The following is a 19,865-nucleotide window of genomic DNA, read 5'->3' on the forward strand; positions in this document are numbered from 1 at the left end:
TCCCTTGGTTGCTTGGGCGCGCAGGCGCTGGCCTGATGGGCAGCAGAAAGGGGCCGTCGCGGGGGAAGGCTCAAGGCCCTGCATTTGGACAGGCGGCTATCCAAATAGACGCCAATGATCAGCAGCTTGGGCGCGGGGCATGGTCCGCCGCGATGACCATGCAACCTCCCCAGCCCGGCGCGCCATCTGCCATGTGGCAGTTCGATCCGCAGCGGCACGCGCGCAGCCTCTACTGGCGTGGATGGGGCGTGACGCAGATCGCCGAGGAATTCGCGCTGCACGGCGTGGTGAACGACAAGGGCGGCCCGATCGCGCGGGCGACGATCGAAAGCTGGAAACAGCGTCATCATTGGGATGACGCACCATCGATCCGCAAGATTGAGGATGGGCTGGAGATCCGGCTGCTGACGTTGATCGCCAAGGAAAAGAAAACCAGCGCTGATCTGGTCGAGTTGGACGCGCTGGCGCGGCAGATCGAGACGCTCGCCAAGGTCCGCCGCTATGAGGCCCCCGGCGGCCATAGCGGTGACCTCAACGACAAGGTCGCCAACCGGAACGCGGGCGAGCGCAAGAAGGCGAAGAAAAACCATTTCACCGCCGAGCAGGCAGAGGAACTGAAGCGCGTCTTTCTTGACGGGCTCTATGATTATCAGCATCGCTGGTGGCAGGCGAAGGATCAGCGCACGCGCATGATCCTCAAATCCCGCCAGATAGGCGCGACCTACTATTTCGCGTTCGAGGCGCTGATCGACGCGATCGAGACGGGCCGCAACCAGATTTTCCTGTCGGCGTCAAAAGCCCAGGCACACCAGTTCCGGTCCTATATCGTCAGCTTCGCCAAGCTGGTCGGCGTCGCCCTGACCGGCGACCCGATGCTGATCACGTCGGATATGCGGCCAGCGGAGGAAGCGGCGGCGGAACTGCATTTCCTTGGCACCAATTTCCGCACTGCGCAGGGCCGCCACGGCAATTTCTACTTTGACGAATTCTTCTGGGTCCATTCGTTCGAGGAATTGAACAAGGTCGCCTCTGGCATGGCGACGCACAAGAAGTGGCGCAAAACCTACTTCTCCACGCCGTCCAGCGTGGCACACCCGGCGCATCCCTACTGGACAGGGGAGCGGCGCAACCGGCGGCGCAAGAAGGAAGACCGGATCAAGATCGACGTCAGCCATGCGGCGCTGGCGATCGGCAGCGTCGGTCCTGACCGGATCTGGCGCAACATTGTCAACATTCGCGACGCCGAAACGGGCGGGTGCGATCTTTTCGATATCGAAGAACTGGAAGACGAATACGCGCCCGACGAATTCGCCAACCTCTTCATGTGCGACTTCGTGGACGACAGCATGTCGGCCTTCAAGTTCAACGACATGATCGCCTGCGGCTGCGACAGCCTGCTCGAATGGCCCGACTTCAATCCCGAGGCGGCGCGGCCCTATGGCAATCGGTCGGTCTGGGCGGGCTATGATCCGCAGGAAAGCGAGAACGGCGACAATGCTGCGCTGGTCATCGCCGCGCCGCCGCTGGTCGAGGGCGGCAAGTTCCGCATCCTTGAGCGCCACCAGTTGCGCGGGCTGGACTTCGAGCAGCAGGCCGAATTCATCAAGGCGGTGCTGAGCCGCTATACCTGCACCTATTTGGGCATCGACGCAAAAGGCGTGGGCGCGGGCGTCTATCAGCTGCTCGCCAAGCCGGGGGCGATGCCGGGCTGCGCCGTCGCCAAGATCGAATATTCGCTCGAACTTAAGGCCCAGATGATCATGAAGGCGCAGAACGTCATCCGCCGGGGCCGCCTCGCGTTCGACGTCGGGCTGCTCGACATCGTGTCCGCCTTCGTGTCGATCAAGAAGACGCTGACCACCAGCGGGCGGAACATCACGTTCAAGGCGGGACGCGGCGGCAATGACGGCCACGCAGATCTCGCCTGGGCGACCATGCACATCCTCATGAACGAACCGCTCGACGGCAAGGAAGCGCCAAAGGGCACAATGGAGATCATCGAATGAGCAAGCGCGCACGCCGTATGAACCGCCGGGAATCGGCTGCAGCGTCCGAGGGCGCGATCGTCGCGGCCAATGATAACCGAGGCGGGGCGGTGCAGCCTTTCACCTTCGGGGATCCTGAGCCGGTGCTGAGCCGCGCCACGATGCTCGACATGCTCGAATGCTGGGACAATGGCCGCTGGTATGAACCGCCGATCTCACTGGATGGCCTCGCCCGCGCGTTCCGCGCCTCGCCGCACCATAGCAGCGCCATCATTCTCAAGCGCAACCTGCTGGCCGCCAGCCTCGATCCGACGCCCTTCCTGTCCCGCAAGGTCTTCGCCGGGATGGTGCAGGACTATCTGGTGATGGGCAACGCCTATGCGCAGGAGATCCGCAACCAGCTGGGCGGCGTGATGCGGCTCGAACATCCGCTCGCCAAATATACCCGGCGCGGCATCGAGCTGGGCCGCTTCTGGTGGGTGTCGGGCTACCGCAATGAAATCGAGTTCGCTCCGGGGACGGTGCATCAGCTGCTCGCGCCCGACATCAATCAGGAGATCTATGGCCTACCTGAATATCTATCGGCGCTGCAGTCGGCGCTGCTGAATGAGAATGCCACGCTGTTCCGCCGCCGCTATTTCGAGAATGGGAGCCACGCGGGCTATATCCTCTATGCGACGGGCGAGTTCGCCAATAACGACGTCGATGCCATGCGCGAGGCGCTGAAGCGGGCGAAGGGGCCGGGCAATTTCCGCAACATGTTCGTGCACTCGCCGAGCGGTAAGGACGGGGGGATCAAGATCATCCCCATCGCAGAGGTCGGCGCGAAGGACGAATTTCTGGGGATCAAAAATACGACGCGGGACGATGTGTTGGCCGCGCACCGCGTTCCGCCCCAGCTGCTCGGTATCATCCCCGCGAACGCGGGCGGCTTCGGCGATCCGGCCAAGGCGCTCGACAGCTTCTTCGAACTGGAGATCCAGCCCCTGCAGTCGATCTTCCTCGAACTGAACGACCAGCTTGGGTTTGAGGCGGTGCGGTTCTTGGAGCGGGTGAAGGCGGCCTAACCCCAGCGTTCACAAAAGCGAGCGCACCATCGTCCAGGCGGCGGCGATCATCGCGATGGCTAGGATCGTCGCCTCAACCCGCACCGGCCATGGGTTGGGTGGGTTTTCCAGATCGGCCCGGCGGTCTTTCCATCTATAGCGCATGCGGTCAGCCCCTAAACCGGTTGACCGCCCTTTTCCATTCCCGTTCGTCAGGCATGGGCAACGTGATCAGCGGCCCCGAATATGGCTTGATCGAGTCCATTCGGCGCGGACGGACCTTTGCGCCGGTCGAGTGACGGCAGAGCTTGCACCACATTTTGGCACGCGCGCTGCGGAAGTCGTCAGGCCAGCCATTCCGGTGGAAGTGCCACCACAGGCCGTACGGATTGAACGCAGCGAAGTGACCGCAGCCGCAGCCGACCTTGACCGCACAAGCCCATAGCGCCGCTTCCAGCAGGCAGGTCGCCTCTTTCAAGCCGTCGCGGTAGCACGCCACATCAGTCCGCCGCCACTTCCATGCGGCACAACTGTGCGCAGGCGAGCGCGCCGATCATATATGGTCCATCATCCCGCTGACCGTTTCGAATTTCTCCCAAGAACTTACGATTGTCGAAGCCGCGCGCCTCCAGCGCCTTAGCGACCGCGTCACGAATATCGTCAATGCGTTCCATATCCTCGCCTCCCGATGAAGAACATATGAAGAACAATATTCGATTCGGTCAACGTCAATTTAATGGGAAAGGCCTGTGAAAGTGGCGCAAGACCACCGCCTATAAACCCTTAACGATTTCGTTTCTGGATCGTCACGACGCTACGTAATGTTAACCCTATATTCGGAAAAACTTACGCAAGTGAGTGGCAAAATAGGTATTTCCCTAGATATATATCGCGAATCACTTGGGGGGATTTTCATGCCAGAAAAGGCGCGCGCACTTCTCGACGACCTGATTACGCTCAGCGGGGAGACCTACCTGTCGATTTCCCAGCTGCTCAAGAAAAATCCTGCCTATATCCAACAGTATGTCAAACGCGGTGTTCCCGTCGCGCTGAGTGCCGCAGATCAGCAGAAGCTGGCCAGCTTCTTCGGCCAGCCAAATGATTTTCTGCTAGTTGTGGATGATCCGGCCAAAACCGAGGCCGCCTTCATCGCATCCTTTATTGATCGCGCGATTGCTGGCTGCGACCGGGCAGGCTTCCAGCTGGTCGCTTGTCATCTGCAGATGGCTCGCGATTTGCTCGTTGAGCAGGATGCTCCTCGGGCCAGCGCGTCTGTTTCCGGGTGATGCTGGAGCAAAGGGTGCCGCGCGTCACAAGCGGAAAGCCAAAATTATTCATCGAGGGGAGCTCCAAGCGGTGAGGGACGTATCGTGTCTTACCGATAAGCAGAAGGAGGTTCTCCGACTTGTCGCTCAAAACCTCAACACCAAGCAGATCGCGCGGATCATCGACAAATCGGCCCACACGGTCGATCAGCGTCTTCGTCAGGCCATCAAGATGCTGGAGGTTGGCGATCGCTTCGAAGCGGCGCGCATATTGGCTGAATTTGAGGGACGGCAAACATATCAGCCTTTGATATATCAACCGGAAGGGGTTGTTGAATCCACCGAAACGGCGCTTTTCGGGGGGCAGGGACTGCCGGGCACCCCCGTCGCCGAAGAACGGAAAGCGGGGCCGTCGATCCCTCCTTTGGGAGGCCGAGAGAATGACCTAGATCTTCATCAGCGGATCAAGATGATCCTGAGCCTGGCGCTCATGATCGGGGGGACCATCGCAGCCATCGTCGCGGCTGGCCTGTGGATCATGTCCTTCTTTCACTAGCCCGCGACATTCAGCTCCAACTTAACGAGATGCGCGACTTCGCTCGCCAAGGAGAACTCATGCCTAACGCAAATGATCGCCTGCCGCTCACGAAGGAAGAGGCACAAGCCGTAGTGTTCGATTTGAACAAAGCCTATGCTCAGCTGGACGACGTGCTTGCCCACACGCTGAGGGCCAGCGCCAACATGATCGAAGTTGGCCGTCAAATGGGACTGGATCCGTTAAGCGGCCAGAAAATTTACGCCGATCTTGGCCGCTGTACTAACGCCATCATCGAAGGTCGCCAGAGCCTGGTGTCTGCGCACGCGAAAGCGCACCGCGTCCGCAAGCTATCGGAAATGGCGGATGAAGATATGTTCGGCTGTCCTCGTGGATCAAAGACCGACCGTGCGGAAAAAGCGCCAATACTGCGTGAGGTCGAAAAATACCCTGTTGCTTGCTGATCCATTATCTTATTTCGGGCGCGTCATGGACTTGCCCACAGCCTTCAACGCCGCACTCATCTGCATCGTCATCTATATTTGGCTGCAAGGTGGATGGGTCGGCAGGGTAGGCGCGGTGCTCGTCCTGTCTGCTTCCGCCATCACCTATATCGGAATGGGTGGCCAGCGGCCTTTCGGCAGCTTGAACATCGTCATCTTTGCTGGTGACGTCCTGCTGCTGGTCGGGTTCATCTATCTTGCGATCGTGTCTTCACGATGGTGGCCGATCTGGGCGTCGGCATTGCAGTTGAACGGCGTCTGTTCGCATCTGGTAGCCTGGCTGGCACCTACGGTGGTCAGCCAGGTCTACTACAGAATGACGACCGCATGGGGCGTGCCGATCCTTATCGTGATGGCGGTCGGAACCGCGCTCGATCAGCGCGCTACAAAAATGAAAAATATGAACAGGGGCATATTCGATGACGATGATGATCAGTCAGCGGGAGATGTCATCCGCGAAAGTTGATCTGAAAACCTTGGAACGCGACGCAGCCAAACTTGCTGAAGCCATCCGAAAATTATCGGTCGCACCTAACATATCCCCCGTCGCAGATAACGGTCCGGAGGCGGCCCAGCATCCCCTGACCGACCCCGAGCTTGCCGCTCTGGCCAGACGGCTGTTGCAGGAAAGCTTCGCGCGCGAGCGCATCTTGTCGTTCGACCTCTTCGCCGACCCAGCCTGGCACATCGTGCTCGACCTCTTCGCCTCTGAAGTGGAAGGCAAAAGCATTTCGGTGAGCAGCGCCTGCATCATCTCAGGCGCGCCAAGCACGACAGCGCTTCGGCATTTAAATTGGCTGAGCGAAAGAGGCGCCGTGCTGCGGATCAAGGATCGGAATGATGCACGCAGATGGTACGTCCGGCTGAAGCCAGAATATGCGGAGCGTATTCGTCAACATTTGCAGCAAGTAGCAGCGAACCGCTGCTTTAGAGCTATCAATCTGGCTGGCCAGGCTGAAGAAGGAAACGAGGCATGACGTTAGCCATTCTCTCCGCCATTGCGACCCTGTTCCCACTGTGCGCGGATGCGGACAGGGGGCAGGGATGCCGAGTTGCCTTGGTCCGGCAGGACCTTCCAGCCCGCGCAGATGCCGTCCAAGAGCGGGACGCTAGAAGCGCCCCTCAAACCCGATACTGATGACGCGCGGGGCGTTGACCATGCCCCGCGTCCGACCGTCGAAATCGGTAAAGAACTGAGTCTTCTCCTGAATGTTGAAGATGTTCCGCGCCGTTACGAACGCGCCCAAATGCTGCCCTTGCCAGCCAAGCTTTGCATTCACCAGCGTTCGTCCGCGGATATCGCGCGCCGCTTGATTGACGGTGTCCTGAAAGTTGGAACTGCGATAGTTTGCGTTGATATCCAGTATCATGCCCGTGGGGTGGCGATAGGTCGCTCCCGCAGAGGCGGTCCAGCGAGGAGCAAGCGCGAATTCATTTCCTTCTGCTGCGCCCTGAAGGAGCGTGCCCGCTGAAACGTTAAAATGCTGGAATTTTGTGTTGCTGTAGCCGAGGCCGGAATAGACTTGCAGATGGTCCACCGGACGGCCGCTCAATTCGACTTCGAACCCATAGAGCCGCGATTTACCAGCGTTGACGACCTGGCGGTCGAACACAGCGCCCGGCGTAAGCTGCAGGGATATTTGCTGATCTTTCCAGTCCATCCAATAGGCGTTGGCGTTGAGCGTCATGCGACGATCAAGCCATTGGGACCGCATCGATAGCTCGTAATTCCAGGTATATTCAGGATCATACTCATAGGGGGTGGCGCGCTGCTGGTTAAGTCCGGCGCCGCCCGCGCGATAGCCCCGCTGGGCCGTGAAGCCGAGCGTAACCTCACGAGCGACGTCATAGGATATCCCCGCCTTGGGGAGCCATGCATGATATGTGATCGCCCGCGTCGGCTCCACGCTGTTGGCATCCGCTGCTGTCGCCTGCAGCAAACCGTTCAGTTGCGCGATGATCGGCCGCAAGGCCACGAAAGGTACGGTGGCCGGGTCTGGCAGATCCCCCGTGATTTCAACCAGCTGCGTGGCACTTCGTTCTTGCCGTTCATGGTCGAAGCGGAGACCGGCATGAAGGCGCAATCTATTGGTGAGAGGGAAAGTGAGATCGGTAAACAACGCGTGGTTCTGCGTAAGCCGGGGCTGAACCAGCGTGTTGCGGATAGGAACGACGCCGCCGTAGAGGTCCAGCACTGCACCGACGGTGGGGGCTGAAAGACCGAGGCCCAGCAGCTGCTGATCGACGCCGAGGCGGACAAGGTTGAGCTCCTGCGTCGAATCGAAGAAATAGCCGCGATTGTCGTCGCGCAGATAATATGCGCCGACCACACCCTGGACCCAGCCCGCATCGATATTCAGCCGCACTTCCTGCTGGAATATCCTGCTGGGGTCATCGACCCGGCTTGCCTGTCCGGATGAAGGTCCGCGATCCGGATCGCTGATGGTCGTGGACCGGAAATTGCCCAGGTTGGTAACCGAATGAAGATCCATACCGTTCGCGATCGGGTAGCTTATTTCCAGCGTGCCGACATCGCTTTCGACGCTCTGACTTCCCATGACATCTTCCGCCGTAATGCGATCGGTTGAACTGAAGGGCGGGTCGAATTCGGTGTAGAATGTTCCGCGCCGCTGGCGATCGTGCATGAAGTTTGCAAGGATCCGCAGCCCTGGGAGGGCCGAAGGAGTCAGCAGCAACTTGCCGCGAACGGTCTCAGACCGGCGGCGATCGGCATCCTTGTGGGTTGTGACGTTACGGATCAATCCGTCGGCACGCGCAATCTCGCCAGCGAGGCGGAACGCAAGTTGGTCATCAATCAGGGGACCGCCGAGCGCTGCTGCAGCCCGGCGTTGCCCGTCCTTGTCGGATATGAGCGTGCGTGCACGGCCGCTCCATTCATCAGTCGGGTCGGTCGATCTGATGATCACGGCACCGGCCAGTGCGTTCCTGCCTTGAATGGTAGATTGCGGCCCCCGGTAGACCTCCACCTGCTCGACATCGAACAGGTCGAGAGGTCCGGCGCCCAACGCTTTTTGCGGCAGGACTGCGCCGTCGAGATAGACGCTGGTAAGGGCACCATCGCCTCCCCCTGAGACGTTGAAGGCATCGATGCCGCGGATGGAGAATGATGAACGGTTGCTGTCGATCGCAACGTTCGGCGTCTGCTCGAGGACATCGTAGACATTGACCAGGTTCTGATCGGTGATCTTCCGATTGGTTGTGACCGATACGCTGGGCAGGGTCTGCTGCAAGGGACGGCTCAGCTTGAGGCCCGACACAATGATGTCCGACTGCTCGTCATTCGCCCGATCTTGTGCAAAGGCAGATGGCGCTGCTGATATGAGCAGCAGAGTGGCCCAAAGGCGACAAGCGTTCACGATGATTCCCCCTGATGATGGGACAAGCGGCTAGGTAGCTGAAATTCCTATGTCAACGGCCCGACGAGCCAGTTTCCTCCCGCGACATGGCCTCGGGCCGATCCCTCACACTATCTGGCCGATCCTCCGCTGCGACCCCGACGCGCGCGCTTTTCCCCCGCCTCGCCCGCGCGCTTTTTATGTGGGTTTTGATGCAGCGGTAAGAAGGGGAGTTCGGCGGCTCAATCTCGGCGCCCTCAGTCGATCCTCAGGCGCTGTCGAATGATGCGATCTGATGCAGCTACGATGCCGCTGGCGCGGCGGTAGAGAAGAAGGGCGATCCCAACCTAGGGTTCCCCTTGGGAAGCCCGCGGTGACGCGCAAGCGGCACCGCCCCCCGGCCTTGCGTGGGGAGTGCTTGATGGCCTTTTTAAGCGGCGGTGGTGGCGGTTCCCTCAAATGGATGTCTGCCGAAGGCAGTCCATTCCCCCTTTTAACTTCTACACCGGGATAGTGTCGGGATTTCCGACTAGCGCTCGCTCCTGAAGATCGACCACTTTTTCGAGAGCGCTAAGCCCGGCAAGTAGGGGGGCGTGGTCGGGAGCCTTGCTGGTTGTTCGTAGGCCTTGTGCTACCTTGCCATACTTTTTGACAGCCCGACGCTTGATCGCCGCCTTGAAGGCCGCCCAGACGCGGGAGGGCGCCGACGCCAAGTCGAAATAGAAGGCGTTGCTGATCTGCTCGCGCTGCGGTCCGGCTTGGCCGGCCGTTTCAGCCTTCACGGTGCGACGGACCCATTTCAGGCCGAGCCATTTTCCGAAACGCTTGCACGCTTCGACGGCGGTGGCGCGATGGCATCCGGCGCGGTCAGCGATTTCCTGATAGCTTGGATCGAGTTGTCCGGTCTTGAAGTCGATGCACTTCAAGAAGCTCCAAAGGATGCGGCGATCGCCGTCCTGCAAGCGGTCCGGTCCCTTGTATTTGCTGGTGCGTTGGTGATGCAGCAGTTCGTCGAAAGCTTGCATGACAGAGCCGACCCAATCCCAGCCATCGCGCACGGGCCTGAAAACCTGAGAGCGTTGATCGTCGATGTCGTAGCTGTTCCGGCGCGGCGTCTTCACGCGGTCGGGGTTGCGATGATCGGCGAAGCTGCCGGCGATCTGTCCGAAGGAACGGGCCGTCATGGCCGCGCCTCAGCTGCAAATTCCAGAATGAAGGCTTGAACGCTGCGTTTTTCGAGCACAGGAGGCTCCTGGAAACGCAAAGCTCTGATAAGGTATCTTTTTGTTGGTAGCGGAGGAGGGACTTGAACCCCCGACACGCGGATTATGATTCCGCTGCTCTAACCAGCTGAGCTACTCCGCCCCATGGGCTGCGCCGGGCAGTCGCCCTGCGGTGCGCGCGCTATAGGCAGAGCGACTTGTGGGGTCAACGGGGTTTGGCGACGGCTGTGCAAATTCTCTTCAGGGAAGGTCACCGGACGTCGTGCGCGGGGAAATCTTGGGCGGCGGCCTTTTTGCGCTTGCAATCGTTCTGTCACGTTGCACTAATGTTGCAATGCACAACCGGGCTCTGCCCGAGGGAGGATCGACGCTTTGCCCTTCCACGAAATGTTTGAGCCGGATGGTTCGATACGGCCTTGCTATGCCGAAGTGCAGAATTGGGTGGATCGGACGGGCATCGCCGGGCTCAACCGCAGGTTGGATGAAGCGGAAGCGATCTTCAGACGTATCGGCATTACCTTTGCGGTCTATGGCGAGGGCGGAGATCCGGAGCGATTGATCCCGTTCGACCTGTTGCCGCGTATCTTCACCGCGCAGGAATGGCGCGTGCTGGACCGGGGCATCAGGCAGCGGGCGCGGGCGCTCAACGCGTTTCTGCATGACGTCTATCATCGGGGCGAGATCGTGAAGGCGGGGATCATGCCTGCCGACATCATCTACCAGAACAGCGCCTATCTTGCCGAGATGGCGGACTTCACCCCGCCGGGGAAGGTGTACAGCCATATCGTCGGAATCGACATCGTCCGCACCGGGCCTGCGCGGTTCGAGGTGCTGGAGGATAATTGCCGCACGCCGTCGGGCGTGTCCTACATGCTGGAAAATCGCGAGATCATGACGCGCATGTTCCCCGAACTGTTCGCGCAGGGGTTGGTGGCGCCGGTCGATGATTATCCCGCTGAACTGCTCAAGAGCCTGAAGGAAGTCGCGCCGCCCGCGTGCAAGGGTGATCCTGTGGTCGTGCTGCTGACGCCGGGATCGCTCAACAGCGCCTATTATGAACATAGCTTCCTGGCCGATCTTATGGGCGTGGAGCTGGTGGAGCCCGCGGACCTGTTCGTCGATGAGGATCGGGTGTGGATGAAGACGACGCTTGGCCCCAGGCAGGTCGATGTCATCTATCGCCGGATCGATGACGAATATCTTGATCCGCTGGTGTTCCGGCCCGATAGCCTGCTGGGCATTCCCGGCATCTTCAACGTGTATCGTAATGGCGGGGTGACGCTGGCTTCGGCGCCGGGCGCGGGGATCGCGGATGACAAGGCGGTCTATATCTACGTTCCGGAAATGATCCGATTTTACCTGGGTGAACAGCCGATCCTGGGCAATATCCAGACATGGCAGTGCGGGAAGCCGGACGAATGCGCCTATGTGCTGGAGCATCTGCATGAGCTGGTCGCCAAGGAGGTTCATGGGTCGGGCGGCTATGGGATGCTGATCGGCCCCAAGTCGACCAGTGCCGAGATCGCCGCCTATGCGGAACGGATCAGGGCCAATCCGGGCGAGTTCATCGCGCAGCCGACGCTAGACCTTTCGACGGTGCCTACCCTTGGCCCGGCTTCGGTGGTCGGGCGGCATGCGGATTTCCGGCCCTATTGTCTGGTGGGCAAGCAGATCAGGCTGGTGCCGGGCGGGCTGACGCGGGTTGCGCTGACGGAAGGGTCGTTGGTGGTGAACTCCAGTCAGGGGGGTGGGGTGAAGGATACATGGGTGTTGCAGGACTGATGGTGGGTGCGCGGAGATTTGGCCCAGAGCGGGCTGCAAATGGCACTGTTCTGCGCTTCCGGTGCTCACGTGCCTTAAGCACGCTGCGCGCCGGTTCTCGAACAGCACCATTTTCGCCTCCCTCTGGACCAAATCTCCGCGCACCCAAGCTCTCGTTTGACAGGGAGTTTAGTCCATGCTGAGCCGGACTGCCGAGAATCTTTACTGGATGGCGCGTTATATGGAGCGGGCGGAGGCTACGGCTCGTTTGCTTACCATGGGACAGCGCATGGCGATCCTGCCGGGGGCGCATCATCGCGATGAGTGGCGGTCGGTCGTGCGGGCAGCTGGGGTCGATGGCCTATTTCCCGAAGGCATACAGGTGGCCGAGAGGGACGCCATATCCTATCTGATGCTGGACCTTGATAATTCCAGTTCCATCCGGTCCTGCCTGCTGAAGGCGCGCGCCAATGCCAAGTCGGCGCGCACCATGCTGACCCAGGACATGTGGGAGGCGCTGAACGAAGGGTGGCGCAAGCTGGACAGCTATGATGTGGGGGAAGCGCGGCAGCAGCTTCCGGCGCTGATCGATTGGGTCAAGACGCGGGTCATGACGTTCCGGGGTGCGGCGCATTCCGGGCAGTTGCGCAATGAAGGGCATGATTTCCTGCGTGCCGGGTCGGCGCTAGAGCGGGCGCAGATGACGTTGCGGCTGCTGGACGTCAAATATTATGTATTGCTGCCAGAAACCGAGGTGATCGGGGGCAACCGCGATCATTATCAGTGGACATCGGTGCTCTACGCTTTGTCGGGCGCGCGGGCCTATCACCATGTCTATGGCGGCACTTATACGCCCTGGCAGATCACTGATTTTCTGATGCTGAACCGGCTTTTCCCGCGCAGTGTGGCCTATTGCTATGAACAACTTGCCTATCGGCTCAATCGGCTGGCGGGTTGGCACAATGGGCGGGGCACGTGCCATGAGACGGTGCGGCAGATGGTGAACGATCTGGAACAGCTGGACAGCGGAGAGATTTTCCGCGTCGGTCTGCATGAAACCGTGTTGGGCGGATTGAAGATGACCAACCAATTGGGCGCGGAGATCGCCCAGACTTATCATTTCGGATGAGGGAGCGTCGCACGCCTTGAAACTGCTGGTCCGCCATCAGACGACTTATCGTTATGCCGCGACGGCAGGCCGGGTGGCGATGCGGTTGAAGCTGATGCCGATCGACACCGCGTCGCAGAAGATACTCGAATGGCAGGTCAGCGTGAATGGCGAGCCGGTCGAAGGGTTCCGCCGCAACAGCTTTGGCGAGATGGAGGCTGTCTGGATACGGCATGACCGGCTGGACAATGCGGTGGTCGTTGCCGAAGGGTTGGCGGAGACGAGCGAGACGAGCGGCGTTCTGGGCAATGGTGAGGGCCGGGTGCCCTCCGTCTATTTTCTGCGGGAAACGCAGCTGACCCGAACTTCCGACGCCATTCGGGAGATGGCGCTTTCCCTGCCGGATGATGGGGGGACGCTGGCGCGGCTGCATGCCTTGTCGGCGGCGGTCAGCGACGCTGTAGCCTATCGGGGTGGCGTGACGTCTTCGGATACCACGGCGGCGGAGGCCTTCGCGTTGGGGGCGGGAGTTTGTCAGGACCATGCGCAGATATTCATTGCGGGCGCGCGCGCCCTCGGCATCCCGGCGCGATATGTGACGGGATATCTACTGGCGGAGGGCGGCGTTGCCCTGCATGAAACCCACGCCTGGGTTGAGGCGTGTGTGCCGGATCTGGGCTGGGTCGGGTTCGATCCGTCGAACCGGGTTTGTGTGACGGAACGCTATCTGCGGCTGGCGTCGGGCCTAGATGCCAATGCGGCGGCGCCCATCCGGGGGTCCGTGACGGCGGCGGGCGATATCTGGATTGACGCGGACGTCCGGATCGCGCAGGCGGAGGACGGGGTGGAAGAAAGGCAGCTGCAACGGCAGCAACAACAAAGCCTTCAGCCTGCCATCCCGCAGGGTTGAACGGATATAGGAGCCCGATGGGCGATGACCTATTGTGTGGCGGTGCGCGTGGACCAGGGATTGGTCATGCTGTCGGACACTCGCACCAATGCGGGGATGGACAATATCGCCCGCTTTCGGAAAAGCTTTACCTATAGCGTGCCGGGCGAACGGTCGCTGGTGCTCATGTGTTCGGGCAACCTGTCCATCACGCAGGGCGTCAAGACGATGCTGGGCCGCGCGATCAAGGATTCGCAGGTCGATCCGGACGTTGAAAGCATCCTGAATTGCGCGACGATGCACCGCGCGGCGCAACTGGTGGGGGATGCGATGTGCGAGATGCAGCAGCATTATCGCAGCACCATCGAAATGCAGGGATCGGGTGCGGACGCGTCGATCCTGCTCGCGGGGGAACGGCGGGGGGGAAGCCGCGCCTTTACCTTATCTATTCGGCGGGCAACTTCATCGAGGCGACGGAGGACACGCCGTTCTTCCAGATTGGCGAGCATAAATATGGCAAGCCGATCCTAGACCGGATCATCAAGCGCGAGACGAGTCTGGAGGACGCGACAAAGGCGGTGCTGGTGTCGATGGATTCGACGTTGCGATCGAACCTGTCGGTCGGCATGCCGCTGGACCTGACCGTGATCGAGCGCGGCCAGTTCGATTTCCGTGTCCGCACCCGTATCGAGGCCGATAACGAGGAATTTCAGCTGCTTTCGCTCAGCTGGTCGGCGGCGCTGCGCAAGGGGTTTGAGGACCTGCCCAACGTCATTGACTGACGGTTGGAGTGGCAGGGGAGGCGTAGCTTGCCCGCGCCCAAGCAATTCCATGCGATAGTCAGGCTTGCGCGCTCGGCGCTGCTGCCTATTTCATCCCGACAAACGAATCCAAAGAGCTGGGGAATCTGATGACCGCTACCCATTCCACTCGCATGCTGATCCTCGGTTCGGGGCCGGCTGGCCTGTCCGCAGCCATTTATGGGGCGCGCGCGGGGCTGGCTCCGATCGTGGTGCAGGGCATGCAGCCGGGCGGGCAGCTGACCATCACGACCGACGTCGAGAATTATCCTGGCTTTCGCGACGTGATCCAGGGGCCGTGGTTGATGGAGCAGATGCAGGCGCAGGCCGAGCATGTCGGCGCGCAGATGATGTATGATCAGATCGTCGATGTCGATTTGTCGGAGCGGCCTTTTCGCCTGACGGGCGATAGCGGTACGCGCTATTTTGCCGACTCTCTGGTGATCGCGACGGGTGCGCAGGCGAAGTGGCTGGGTACGGAGGGCGAGCAGCTGTTGCAGGGCAAGGGCGTTTCCGCTTGCGCGACTTGCGATGGATTTTTCTATCGTGGCAAGAAGGTAGTGGTGATCGGTGGTGGCAATACTGCGGTCGAGGAAGCGCTGTACCTCACCAACCATAGCCATGACGTCACGCTGATCCATCGCCGTGATTCGCTGCGGGCGGAGAAGATCTTGCAGCAGCGGCTGTTCGCGCATCCGAACATCAAGGTGCTGTGGAACCAGAAGATCGAGCGGTTTGTGGGTGGCGGCAATCCGGAAGGGCTGGTGGGCGTCGATCTGGTCGATACGGTGACGGGCAAGGCTTCGCATATCGAGACTGATGGGGCGTTCGTGGCAATCGGGCATCAGCCCGCGACCGAGCTGTTCGCGGGCAAGCTGCCGATGGATGAGGGCTATCTGGTCGTGGAGCCGGGTACGACGCGGACCTCTGTTCCGGGGGTGTTTGCAGCGGGTGACGTCAGCGACAAGATTTATCGGCAGGCGGTGACGGCGGCGGGCATGGGCTGCATGGCGGCGCTGGATGTGGAGAAGTTCCTGGCCGAGGCGGATTTTGAGGCGATGGCGGCTGAGTGAGCGGGGCAGAGGCGAGGCGCGCTGCGTGCCTCGCCTGGTTAGTGAACGGGAGCTTACTACTCTCCGTTCGCCCTGAGCTTGTCTAAGGGCTCTTCTTGTCCTTCAAGGAAAGAAGAAGGCTTCGACAGGCTCAGCCCGAACGGGTGGTGGGGGGAGATGAGAGGGTCAGACCTCGATCTTCGTCCGCGCGAAGGCAACCAGCGTGCCGAAGGTCTCGAAGGTTTCGCCGTCGATGTCATCATCCTCGATCAGGATGTCGAGCCGATCTTCCATCTCCGTCAGCAGCGTGGCGACGGCCATGGAGTCCAGTTCAGGCAGAGCGCCGAACAGGGGTGTGTCGGCGTCGAAGGCATCGACGCGTTCCTGCGACAGGGCCAGCACATCGCGAAGCAGATCGCGCATCGCGTTTGACATGTCGCTTGTCCGGTCGACCGGCATAGAGGTTTTCGCCCGCATGATGGGGGGCTTACCTAATCGTTCCGCCTTCAGCCCACAAGGGCCGAAATCGCGGTTCGCGCGGCGGGAATCCATGTCGAGGCAAATCGCGGATTGAAGAAGTCGAGACGGTAGAGCGTTTGCCGCTGTTCCATCCATTCCGCCTTGTAGGGATTGTCGCCGGTGCCATAGTCAATCACGCTGACCCTGTCGGTATCTATGGCGTGGGCGAACATCGCGTGGCTGAGCAACGTGCCTGGAGAAGCGCCGTCGAAGGCGCGATCATGCGCCAGCTTGTGGATGAGGGCGACGTCATTTTCGACAGTCCATAGCTGGGTCGCCACTGGTTGGCCGTTGAGGCGCGCAAAGCCGAGCCGAAGGGTCCCGGCAGCACTCTCACGTTCGGCCAGCGCGCGCAGGAAGGAAAGCCCGGGTTCGGGCTGCTTCCAACTGCTCGCATGTACCGTCACATAGTCGTGCCACAGGGCGTCATCGATCTGATGGCGGATATCGATGGTGAAGCGGCTGGAGCGGGCCTTTCGTTGGACCTGATTGCGCAGGCGGCTTGGCCGATCCGCCCAATAAGTGGCGAAGTCGCGGCCGTTCAGGGCGAGGATATGGCGTCCGCCCATGGGCCGCCGGACGCCGAACCAGCCGCTACGACGGAAAGCATCGAGGAGCATTTCTGCCGTATCGTCTACCGGATAGAGGTCGATGTGGCGGCCGGTCTTGAAAAGTTCGGCGGCGAGTATCTCTGCCAGACGGTGGCGCATCGGTTCGTCAGGATCGCCGAGATATTTCGGCGACCAGGCGAAGCTGTACCAGTTGGCGAGCGCGCTCTGCCGTTCGGGAGATGGAGATAGCAGGAACAGCCATGCTTCGACCTGTCCTTCTATAGCCTGAAGGACGCGGATTTTTTGGTTGTTGAAGCAATGTTCGTGCAGCGATTCGAACCAGTCGATGCGATCGAACGGGGAAGGTGTCGAGGCGCGATCCATCCGTCCGCCCAGCGCCTGCCGTGCATCTGCGATCGTGCTGTATTCCCTTGTGACCAGCAAATCATTATCTCCCCGGCACTGTCCCCATGCCTTAGGTGAAAAGTCTGGAAATGGAGTTAAGCAGCGCCACCCTGATCGATGGCGAGGAAGTTCGCCCGATCGACCACCTGTTGTTGCGGGGTGAGGCGGCGCGTCCGGCGCTGGATGGCCGGTCGGGATCGCAGGATTATGCAGAGCTTGAAACGACGCTGGGTCGGCTGGCGGGGTGGCTGGCGGGATTCGGGCTGGAAAAGGGCGCGCGGGTTGCAAGCTGGATTGCCAAGGGTCCGGTCGCCGCGTTGATGCCATTGGCGGCCCCGCGCGCGGGGCTGGTGCATGTGCCGGTCAATCCGCTGCTGAAGCATGCGCAGGTTGCGCATATCCTTGCCGACAGCGGCGCGCGGTTGTTGATTGGTACTCCGGCGCGGCTTGATACTTTGGAGCAGGGTGATGTTCCGGGTGACTGCCGTTTGTTGCGGGAGGAGGATGCGGCGGCGGCCGCGAGTGGTGGGGATGGAATGCCGCCCTCCGAGGCCGGGCCGCATGATCTGGCGGCGATCCTCTATACCAGCGGTTCGACCGGGCGGCCCAAGGGGGTGATGCTCAGCCACGCCAATCTATGGCTCGGCGCGGCGAGTGTGGCTCGTTATCTTGGCTTGAGTGCCGAGGACAGGACCTTGTGCGTGCTGCCCTTCAGTTTCGATTATGGGCAGAATCAGTTGTTTTCGACTTGGTATGCGGGCGGGTGCGTCTATCCGCTCGACTATCTGACGGCGCGTGACGTCATGAAGTCAGTGGACAAGCGTGACATCACGACCTTGGCCGGGGTGCCGCCGCTTTGGGTGCAGTTGACGGAGCTTGAGTGGAAGCAGGAAGTGGCGGGGAAGCTGAAGCGCCTGACCAATAGTGGTGGCGCGCTCACCCGGCCGTTGGTGGCGAAATTGCGCGGCCTTTTTTCCAAGGCTGACCTTTATCCCATGTATGGGCTGACCGAGGCTTTTCGGTCGACCTATCTGCCGCCAGCCTTGGTGGACAGCTATCCAGAACTCGATGGGGTCGGCGATACCGCATGCGGAGATATTGGTTGTGCGGCCCGACGGCAGCCTGACGGACGATGATGAAGCGGGTGAGCTGGTTCATTGCGGGCCGCTTGTAGCGCAAGGCTATTGGCGGGATGAGGTACGTACGGCAGAGCGGTTCAAGCCTGCGCCGTCATCCTCTCGCTATGGCGGCATGGCGGTCTGGTCGGGGGATAGCGTGCGGCGGGATGGGCAGGGGCTGCTCTATTTCGTTGGGCGCGATGACGCGATGATCAAATCCTCGGGCAATCGCATCAGTCCGACCGAGATTGAAGAAGCGGCGGTAGCGGTGCCTGGGGTGGCGGAGGCCGTCGCGCTGGGTATCAAGGATGAACGGCTGGGGCAGGCGGTGCTGCTGCTCATCCGCTCGGCCGACGCTGATGCCGAGGCGACGGTCGAGGCGAGGTTGAAGACCGAATTGCCGAACTTCATGCAGCCCCGGACGATTATCAGGCTGGCGGATTTCCCTCGGACGCCTAATGGCAAGATCGACCGAGTGGCACTGGCCAAGGAATATGACAGATGAAGCCGATGGGACCTATTCCGCCCTTCTTCGAGGGTGAGGAAGGCATGCTGCTGATCGGCGGATGCGGCGCGGCCAGTCTGGTGGACGAAGCGGGGGATACGCCGCTGTTCGTCTATGACATGGGGATCGTCGAGCGGCAGGTACGCAGTTTGCGTGAAGCTATGCCGCGGCAATTGTCGATCCATTATGCGGTGAAGGCGAATCCCTATCCGGCGCTGCTGGAACGCATGGCGCGGTTGGTTGACGGCTTTGACGTGGCTTCGGGCGGGGAAATGGCGCGAGCGCTGGAAGCCGGGATGGACGCCGCGCATGTGAGCTTTGCCGGGCCGGGCAAGCGTGATGACGAACTCGCCGCCGCGATCGACGCTGGGGTTACGTTGAACCTGGAGTCGGAGGGTGAAGCGCGGCGTGCGCTTGCCATTGCCCAGAAGCGGGGGCGGACGCCCCGGCTGGCGGTGCGGGTCAATCCGGATTTTGACCTGAAAGGGTCGGGCATGCGCATGGGCGGCGGGGCCAAACCCTTTGGCGTCGATGCGGATCGGGCGGCGGGGCTTGCCCGATCGTTGATCGATGCGGGAGCTGACTGGCGGGGCTGGCATATCTTTGCCGGATCGCAGGCGCTGGATGCAGACGCGCTGATCGACACACAGGCGGCAACAGTGGGTTTGGCGGCGCGGCTTTCGGATGCGGTGGGTGCTGCGCCGCCGCTCGTCAATCTGGGTGGAGGATTCGGCATTCCCTATTTCCCGGGCGATCAGCGGTTGGACATTGCGCCGATCGGTGAGGCGCTGGGCCAGACGCTGAACGCCCGCCCGGACATATTGGCGGAGAGCGAGTTCGCGATGGAGCTTGGCCGCTGGCTGGTCGGTGAGGCTGGCGTCTATCTGACCCGTGTGGTCGATGTGAAGCAGAGCCAGGGCGAGACGTTCGTCGTGGTAGATGGTGGATTGCACCATCAACTGGCGGCGAGCGGCAATTTCGGAACGGTGGTGCGGCGCAACTATCCGATGGCGGTGGCGAACCGTTATGGCGCGCCGCCTGCGGAGGAGGCCGTCACGGTCGTAGGGTGTCTTTGCACGCCGATCGACAAGCTGGGCGACAAGGTTGCTTTGCCGCCGGTGGTGGAAGGGGACCTGATCGCGATCTTCGCGGCGGGGGCCTATGGCGCTTCGGCTAGTCCCGCCGCCTTTTTGGGGCACCCGCCCGCGCTCGAACTATTACTTGGCTGATATACCAATAGTTTG

At 61.0% G+C, this 19,865-nt stretch carries 19 protein-coding genes, 1 tRNA gene and 2 pseudogenes; 14 read left to right on the forward strand and 8 right to left on the reverse strand.

The window, feature by feature from the left end; all coding sequences use genetic code 11:
- Nucleotides 1-35 precede the first annotated feature (35 nt).
- Nucleotides 36-2,006 carry a terminase large subunit domain-containing protein gene (locus tag ACWNC0_RS12695; RefSeq protein WP_449472018.1) on the forward strand — a complete coding sequence of 657 codons (1,971 nt, stop codon included), beginning with the start codon at nucleotides 36-38 and terminating at the stop codon, nucleotides 2,004-2,006.
- Nucleotides 2,003-3,052, forward strand: coding sequence for a phage portal protein (locus tag ACWNC0_RS12700; RefSeq protein WP_449472020.1), 1,050 nt, complete (start codon nucleotides 2,003-2,005; stop codon nucleotides 3,050-3,052). Before ACWNC0_RS12695 ends, ACWNC0_RS12700 begins: the two co-directional genes overlap by 4 nt.
- A gap of 9 nt (nucleotides 3,053-3,061) precedes the next feature.
- Here ACWNC0_RS12700 and ACWNC0_RS12705 read toward each other — a convergent pair whose 3' ends face one another.
- Genes ACWNC0_RS12705 through ACWNC0_RS12715 form a run of 3 tightly spaced genes read right to left on the reverse strand, consistent with a single transcriptional unit; the run spans nucleotide 3,062 to nucleotide 3,705 of the window.
- A complete protein-coding gene (locus ACWNC0_RS12705) occupies nucleotides 3,062-3,196 on the reverse strand; it encodes a hypothetical protein (protein WP_449472022.1) in 135 nt (44 codons plus the stop codon).
- Nucleotides 3,197-3,200: 4 nt separating this feature from the next.
- Entirely contained in the window at nucleotides 3,201-3,530 is a 330-nt protein-coding gene (locus tag ACWNC0_RS12710; protein WP_449472024.1) for a hypothetical protein, read from the reverse strand.
- 1 nt (nucleotide 3,531) lies between these two features.
- Nucleotides 3,532-3,705, reverse strand: a complete 174-nt coding sequence (locus tag ACWNC0_RS12715; RefSeq protein WP_449472025.1) for a hypothetical protein — start codon at nucleotides 3,703-3,705, stop codon at nucleotides 3,532-3,534.
- Nucleotides 3,706-3,945: 240 nt separating this feature from the next.
- Here ACWNC0_RS12715 and ACWNC0_RS12720 point away from each other — a divergent pair, with 240 nt between their 5' ends.
- From ACWNC0_RS12720 to ACWNC0_RS12740, 5 genes are all read left to right on the forward strand, one after another.
- The gene (locus ACWNC0_RS12720; RefSeq protein WP_449472027.1) at nucleotides 3,946-4,317 is read left to right on the forward strand and encodes a hypothetical protein; all 372 of its coding nucleotides are present in this window, start codon (nucleotides 3,946-3,948) and stop codon (nucleotides 4,315-4,317) included.
- A 70-nt stretch (nucleotides 4,318-4,387) separates the two neighbouring features.
- On the forward strand, nucleotides 4,388-4,852 hold the full coding sequence (locus ACWNC0_RS12725) for a helix-turn-helix domain-containing protein (protein ID WP_449472029.1): 465 nt from the start codon (nucleotides 4,388-4,390) through the stop codon (nucleotides 4,850-4,852).
- Between the two features lie 59 nt (nucleotides 4,853-4,911).
- Entirely contained in the window at nucleotides 4,912-5,295 is a 384-nt protein-coding gene (locus tag ACWNC0_RS12730) for a hypothetical protein (RefSeq protein ID WP_449472030.1), read from the forward strand.
- 25 nt (nucleotides 5,296-5,320) lie between these two features.
- Nucleotides 5,321-5,800: a hypothetical protein gene (locus tag ACWNC0_RS12735; protein WP_449472032.1), complete on the forward strand. Its 480-nt coding sequence runs from the start codon at nucleotides 5,321-5,323 to the stop codon at nucleotides 5,798-5,800.
- Nucleotides 5,754-6,311: a hypothetical protein gene (locus ACWNC0_RS12740; RefSeq protein ID WP_449472034.1), complete on the forward strand. Its 558-nt coding sequence runs from the start codon at nucleotides 5,754-5,756 to the stop codon at nucleotides 6,309-6,311. The genes ACWNC0_RS12735 and ACWNC0_RS12740 overlap by 47 nt, the downstream gene beginning before the upstream one ends.
- A gap of 132 nt (nucleotides 6,312-6,443) precedes the next feature.
- On the opposite strand, the gene ACWNC0_RS12745 is transcribed toward ACWNC0_RS12740, so the two are convergent.
- From ACWNC0_RS12745 to ACWNC0_RS12755, 3 genes are all read right to left on the reverse strand, one after another.
- Nucleotides 6,444-8,711 (reverse strand): TonB-dependent receptor, encoded by a 2,268-nt coding sequence (locus tag ACWNC0_RS12745; protein WP_449472036.1) that lies wholly within the window; start codon nucleotides 8,709-8,711, stop codon nucleotides 6,444-6,446.
- A gap of 479 nt (nucleotides 8,712-9,190) precedes the next feature.
- Nucleotides 9,191-9,874: a hypothetical protein gene (locus ACWNC0_RS12750; protein ID WP_449472037.1), complete on the reverse strand. Its 684-nt coding sequence runs from the start codon at nucleotides 9,872-9,874 to the stop codon at nucleotides 9,191-9,193.
- Nucleotides 9,875-9,978: 104 nt separating this feature from the next.
- Nucleotides 9,979-10,055 (reverse strand) — tRNA-Met (locus ACWNC0_RS12755).
- Nucleotides 10,056-10,285: 230 nt separating this feature from the next.
- On the opposite strand from ACWNC0_RS12755, the gene ACWNC0_RS12760 reads away from it, so the two are divergent.
- From ACWNC0_RS12760 to trxB, 5 genes and pseudogenes are all read left to right on the forward strand, one after another.
- Nucleotides 10,286-11,695 (forward strand): circularly permuted type 2 ATP-grasp protein, encoded by a 1,410-nt coding sequence (locus ACWNC0_RS12760; RefSeq protein ID WP_449472039.1) that lies wholly within the window; start codon nucleotides 10,286-10,288, stop codon nucleotides 11,693-11,695.
- A 175-nt stretch (nucleotides 11,696-11,870) separates the two neighbouring features.
- Nucleotides 11,871-12,803: an alpha-E domain-containing protein gene (locus ACWNC0_RS12765; RefSeq protein ID WP_449472041.1), complete on the forward strand. Its 933-nt coding sequence runs from the start codon at nucleotides 11,871-11,873 to the stop codon at nucleotides 12,801-12,803.
- A 16-nt stretch (nucleotides 12,804-12,819) separates the two neighbouring features.
- Nucleotides 12,820-13,692: a transglutaminase family protein gene (locus ACWNC0_RS12770; protein WP_449472042.1), complete on the forward strand. Its 873-nt coding sequence runs from the start codon at nucleotides 12,820-12,822 to the stop codon at nucleotides 13,690-13,692.
- A 24-nt stretch (nucleotides 13,693-13,716) separates the two neighbouring features.
- Nucleotides 13,717-14,453: pseudogene (locus ACWNC0_RS12775) on the forward strand (peptidase).
- A 128-nt stretch (nucleotides 14,454-14,581) separates the two neighbouring features.
- The gene (gene trxB, locus ACWNC0_RS12780; RefSeq protein WP_449472044.1) at nucleotides 14,582-15,544 is read left to right on the forward strand and encodes a thioredoxin-disulfide reductase; all 963 of its coding nucleotides are present in this window, start codon (nucleotides 14,582-14,584) and stop codon (nucleotides 15,542-15,544) included.
- 165 nt (nucleotides 15,545-15,709) lie between these two features.
- Here the strand turns inward: trxB and ACWNC0_RS12785 are convergent, their stop codons facing one another.
- Nucleotides 15,710-16,000 carry a phosphopantetheine-binding protein gene (locus tag ACWNC0_RS12785; RefSeq protein WP_449472045.1) on the reverse strand — a complete coding sequence of 97 codons (291 nt, stop codon included), beginning with the start codon at nucleotides 15,998-16,000 and terminating at the stop codon, nucleotides 15,710-15,712.
- A 29-nt stretch (nucleotides 16,001-16,029) separates the two neighbouring features.
- The gene (locus ACWNC0_RS12790) at nucleotides 16,030-17,037 is read right to left on the reverse strand and encodes a GNAT family N-acetyltransferase (RefSeq protein WP_449472047.1); all 1,008 of its coding nucleotides are present in this window, start codon (nucleotides 17,035-17,037) and stop codon (nucleotides 16,030-16,032) included.
- 50 nt (nucleotides 17,038-17,087) lie between these two features.
- Between ACWNC0_RS12790 and ACWNC0_RS12795 the strand changes: the two are divergent.
- Both ACWNC0_RS12795 and ACWNC0_RS12800 read left to right on the forward strand, forming a co-directional pair.
- Nucleotides 17,088-18,621, forward strand: a pseudogene (locus tag ACWNC0_RS12795) (acyl-CoA ligase (AMP-forming), exosortase A system-associated).
- Complete coding sequence (locus tag ACWNC0_RS12800) at nucleotides 18,618-19,850, forward strand: pyridoxal-dependent decarboxylase, exosortase A system-associated (RefSeq protein ID WP_449472049.1); 1,233 nt, start codon at nucleotides 18,618-18,620, stop codon at nucleotides 19,848-19,850. Before ACWNC0_RS12795 ends, ACWNC0_RS12800 begins: the two are co-directional and overlap by 4 nt.
- The last annotated feature ends 15 nt before the right edge of the window (nucleotides 19,851-19,865 follow it).

This window comes from Sphingobium chungangianum (assembly GCF_977014255.1).

Excerpts from the sequence above, each read along its gene's own strand:
- ACWNC0_RS12705 (WP_449472022.1), bottom strand. The coding sequence starts at position 3,196 with ATGCGCTATAGATGGAAAGACCGCCGGGCCGATCTGGAAAACCCACCC.
- ACWNC0_RS12765 (WP_449472041.1), top strand. The coding sequence starts at position 11,871 with ATGCTGAGCCGGACTGCCGAGAATCTTTACTGGATGGCGCGTTATATG.
- ACWNC0_RS12715 (WP_449472025.1), bottom strand. The coding sequence starts at position 3,705 with ATGGAACGCATTGACGATATTCGTGACGCGGTCGCTAAGGCGCTGGAG.
- ACWNC0_RS12735 (WP_449472032.1), top strand. The coding sequence starts at position 5,321 with ATGGACTTGCCCACAGCCTTCAACGCCGCACTCATCTGCATCGTCATC.
- ACWNC0_RS12750 (WP_449472037.1), bottom strand. The coding sequence starts at position 9,874 with ATGACGGCCCGTTCCTTCGGACAGATCGCCGGCAGCTTCGCCGATCAT.
- ACWNC0_RS12700 (WP_449472020.1), top strand. The coding sequence starts at position 2,003 with ATGAGCAAGCGCGCACGCCGTATGAACCGCCGGGAATCGGCTGCAGCG.
- trxB (WP_449472044.1), top strand. The coding sequence starts at position 14,582 with ATGACCGCTACCCATTCCACTCGCATGCTGATCCTCGGTTCGGGGCCG.
- ACWNC0_RS12730 (WP_449472030.1), top strand. The coding sequence starts at position 4,912 with ATGCCTAACGCAAATGATCGCCTGCCGCTCACGAAGGAAGAGGCACAA.
- ACWNC0_RS12695 (WP_449472018.1), top strand. The coding sequence starts at position 36 with ATGGGCAGCAGAAAGGGGCCGTCGCGGGGGAAGGCTCAAGGCCCTGCA.
- ACWNC0_RS12740 (WP_449472034.1), top strand. The coding sequence starts at position 5,754 with ATGACGATGATGATCAGTCAGCGGGAGATGTCATCCGCGAAAGTTGAT.
- ACWNC0_RS12800 (WP_449472049.1), top strand. The coding sequence starts at position 18,618 with ATGAAGCCGATGGGACCTATTCCGCCCTTCTTCGAGGGTGAGGAAGGC.
- ACWNC0_RS12785 (WP_449472045.1), bottom strand. The coding sequence starts at position 16,000 with ATGCGGGCGAAAACCTCTATGCCGGTCGACCGGACAAGCGACATGTCA.
- ACWNC0_RS12720 (WP_449472027.1), top strand. The coding sequence starts at position 3,946 with ATGCCAGAAAAGGCGCGCGCACTTCTCGACGACCTGATTACGCTCAGC.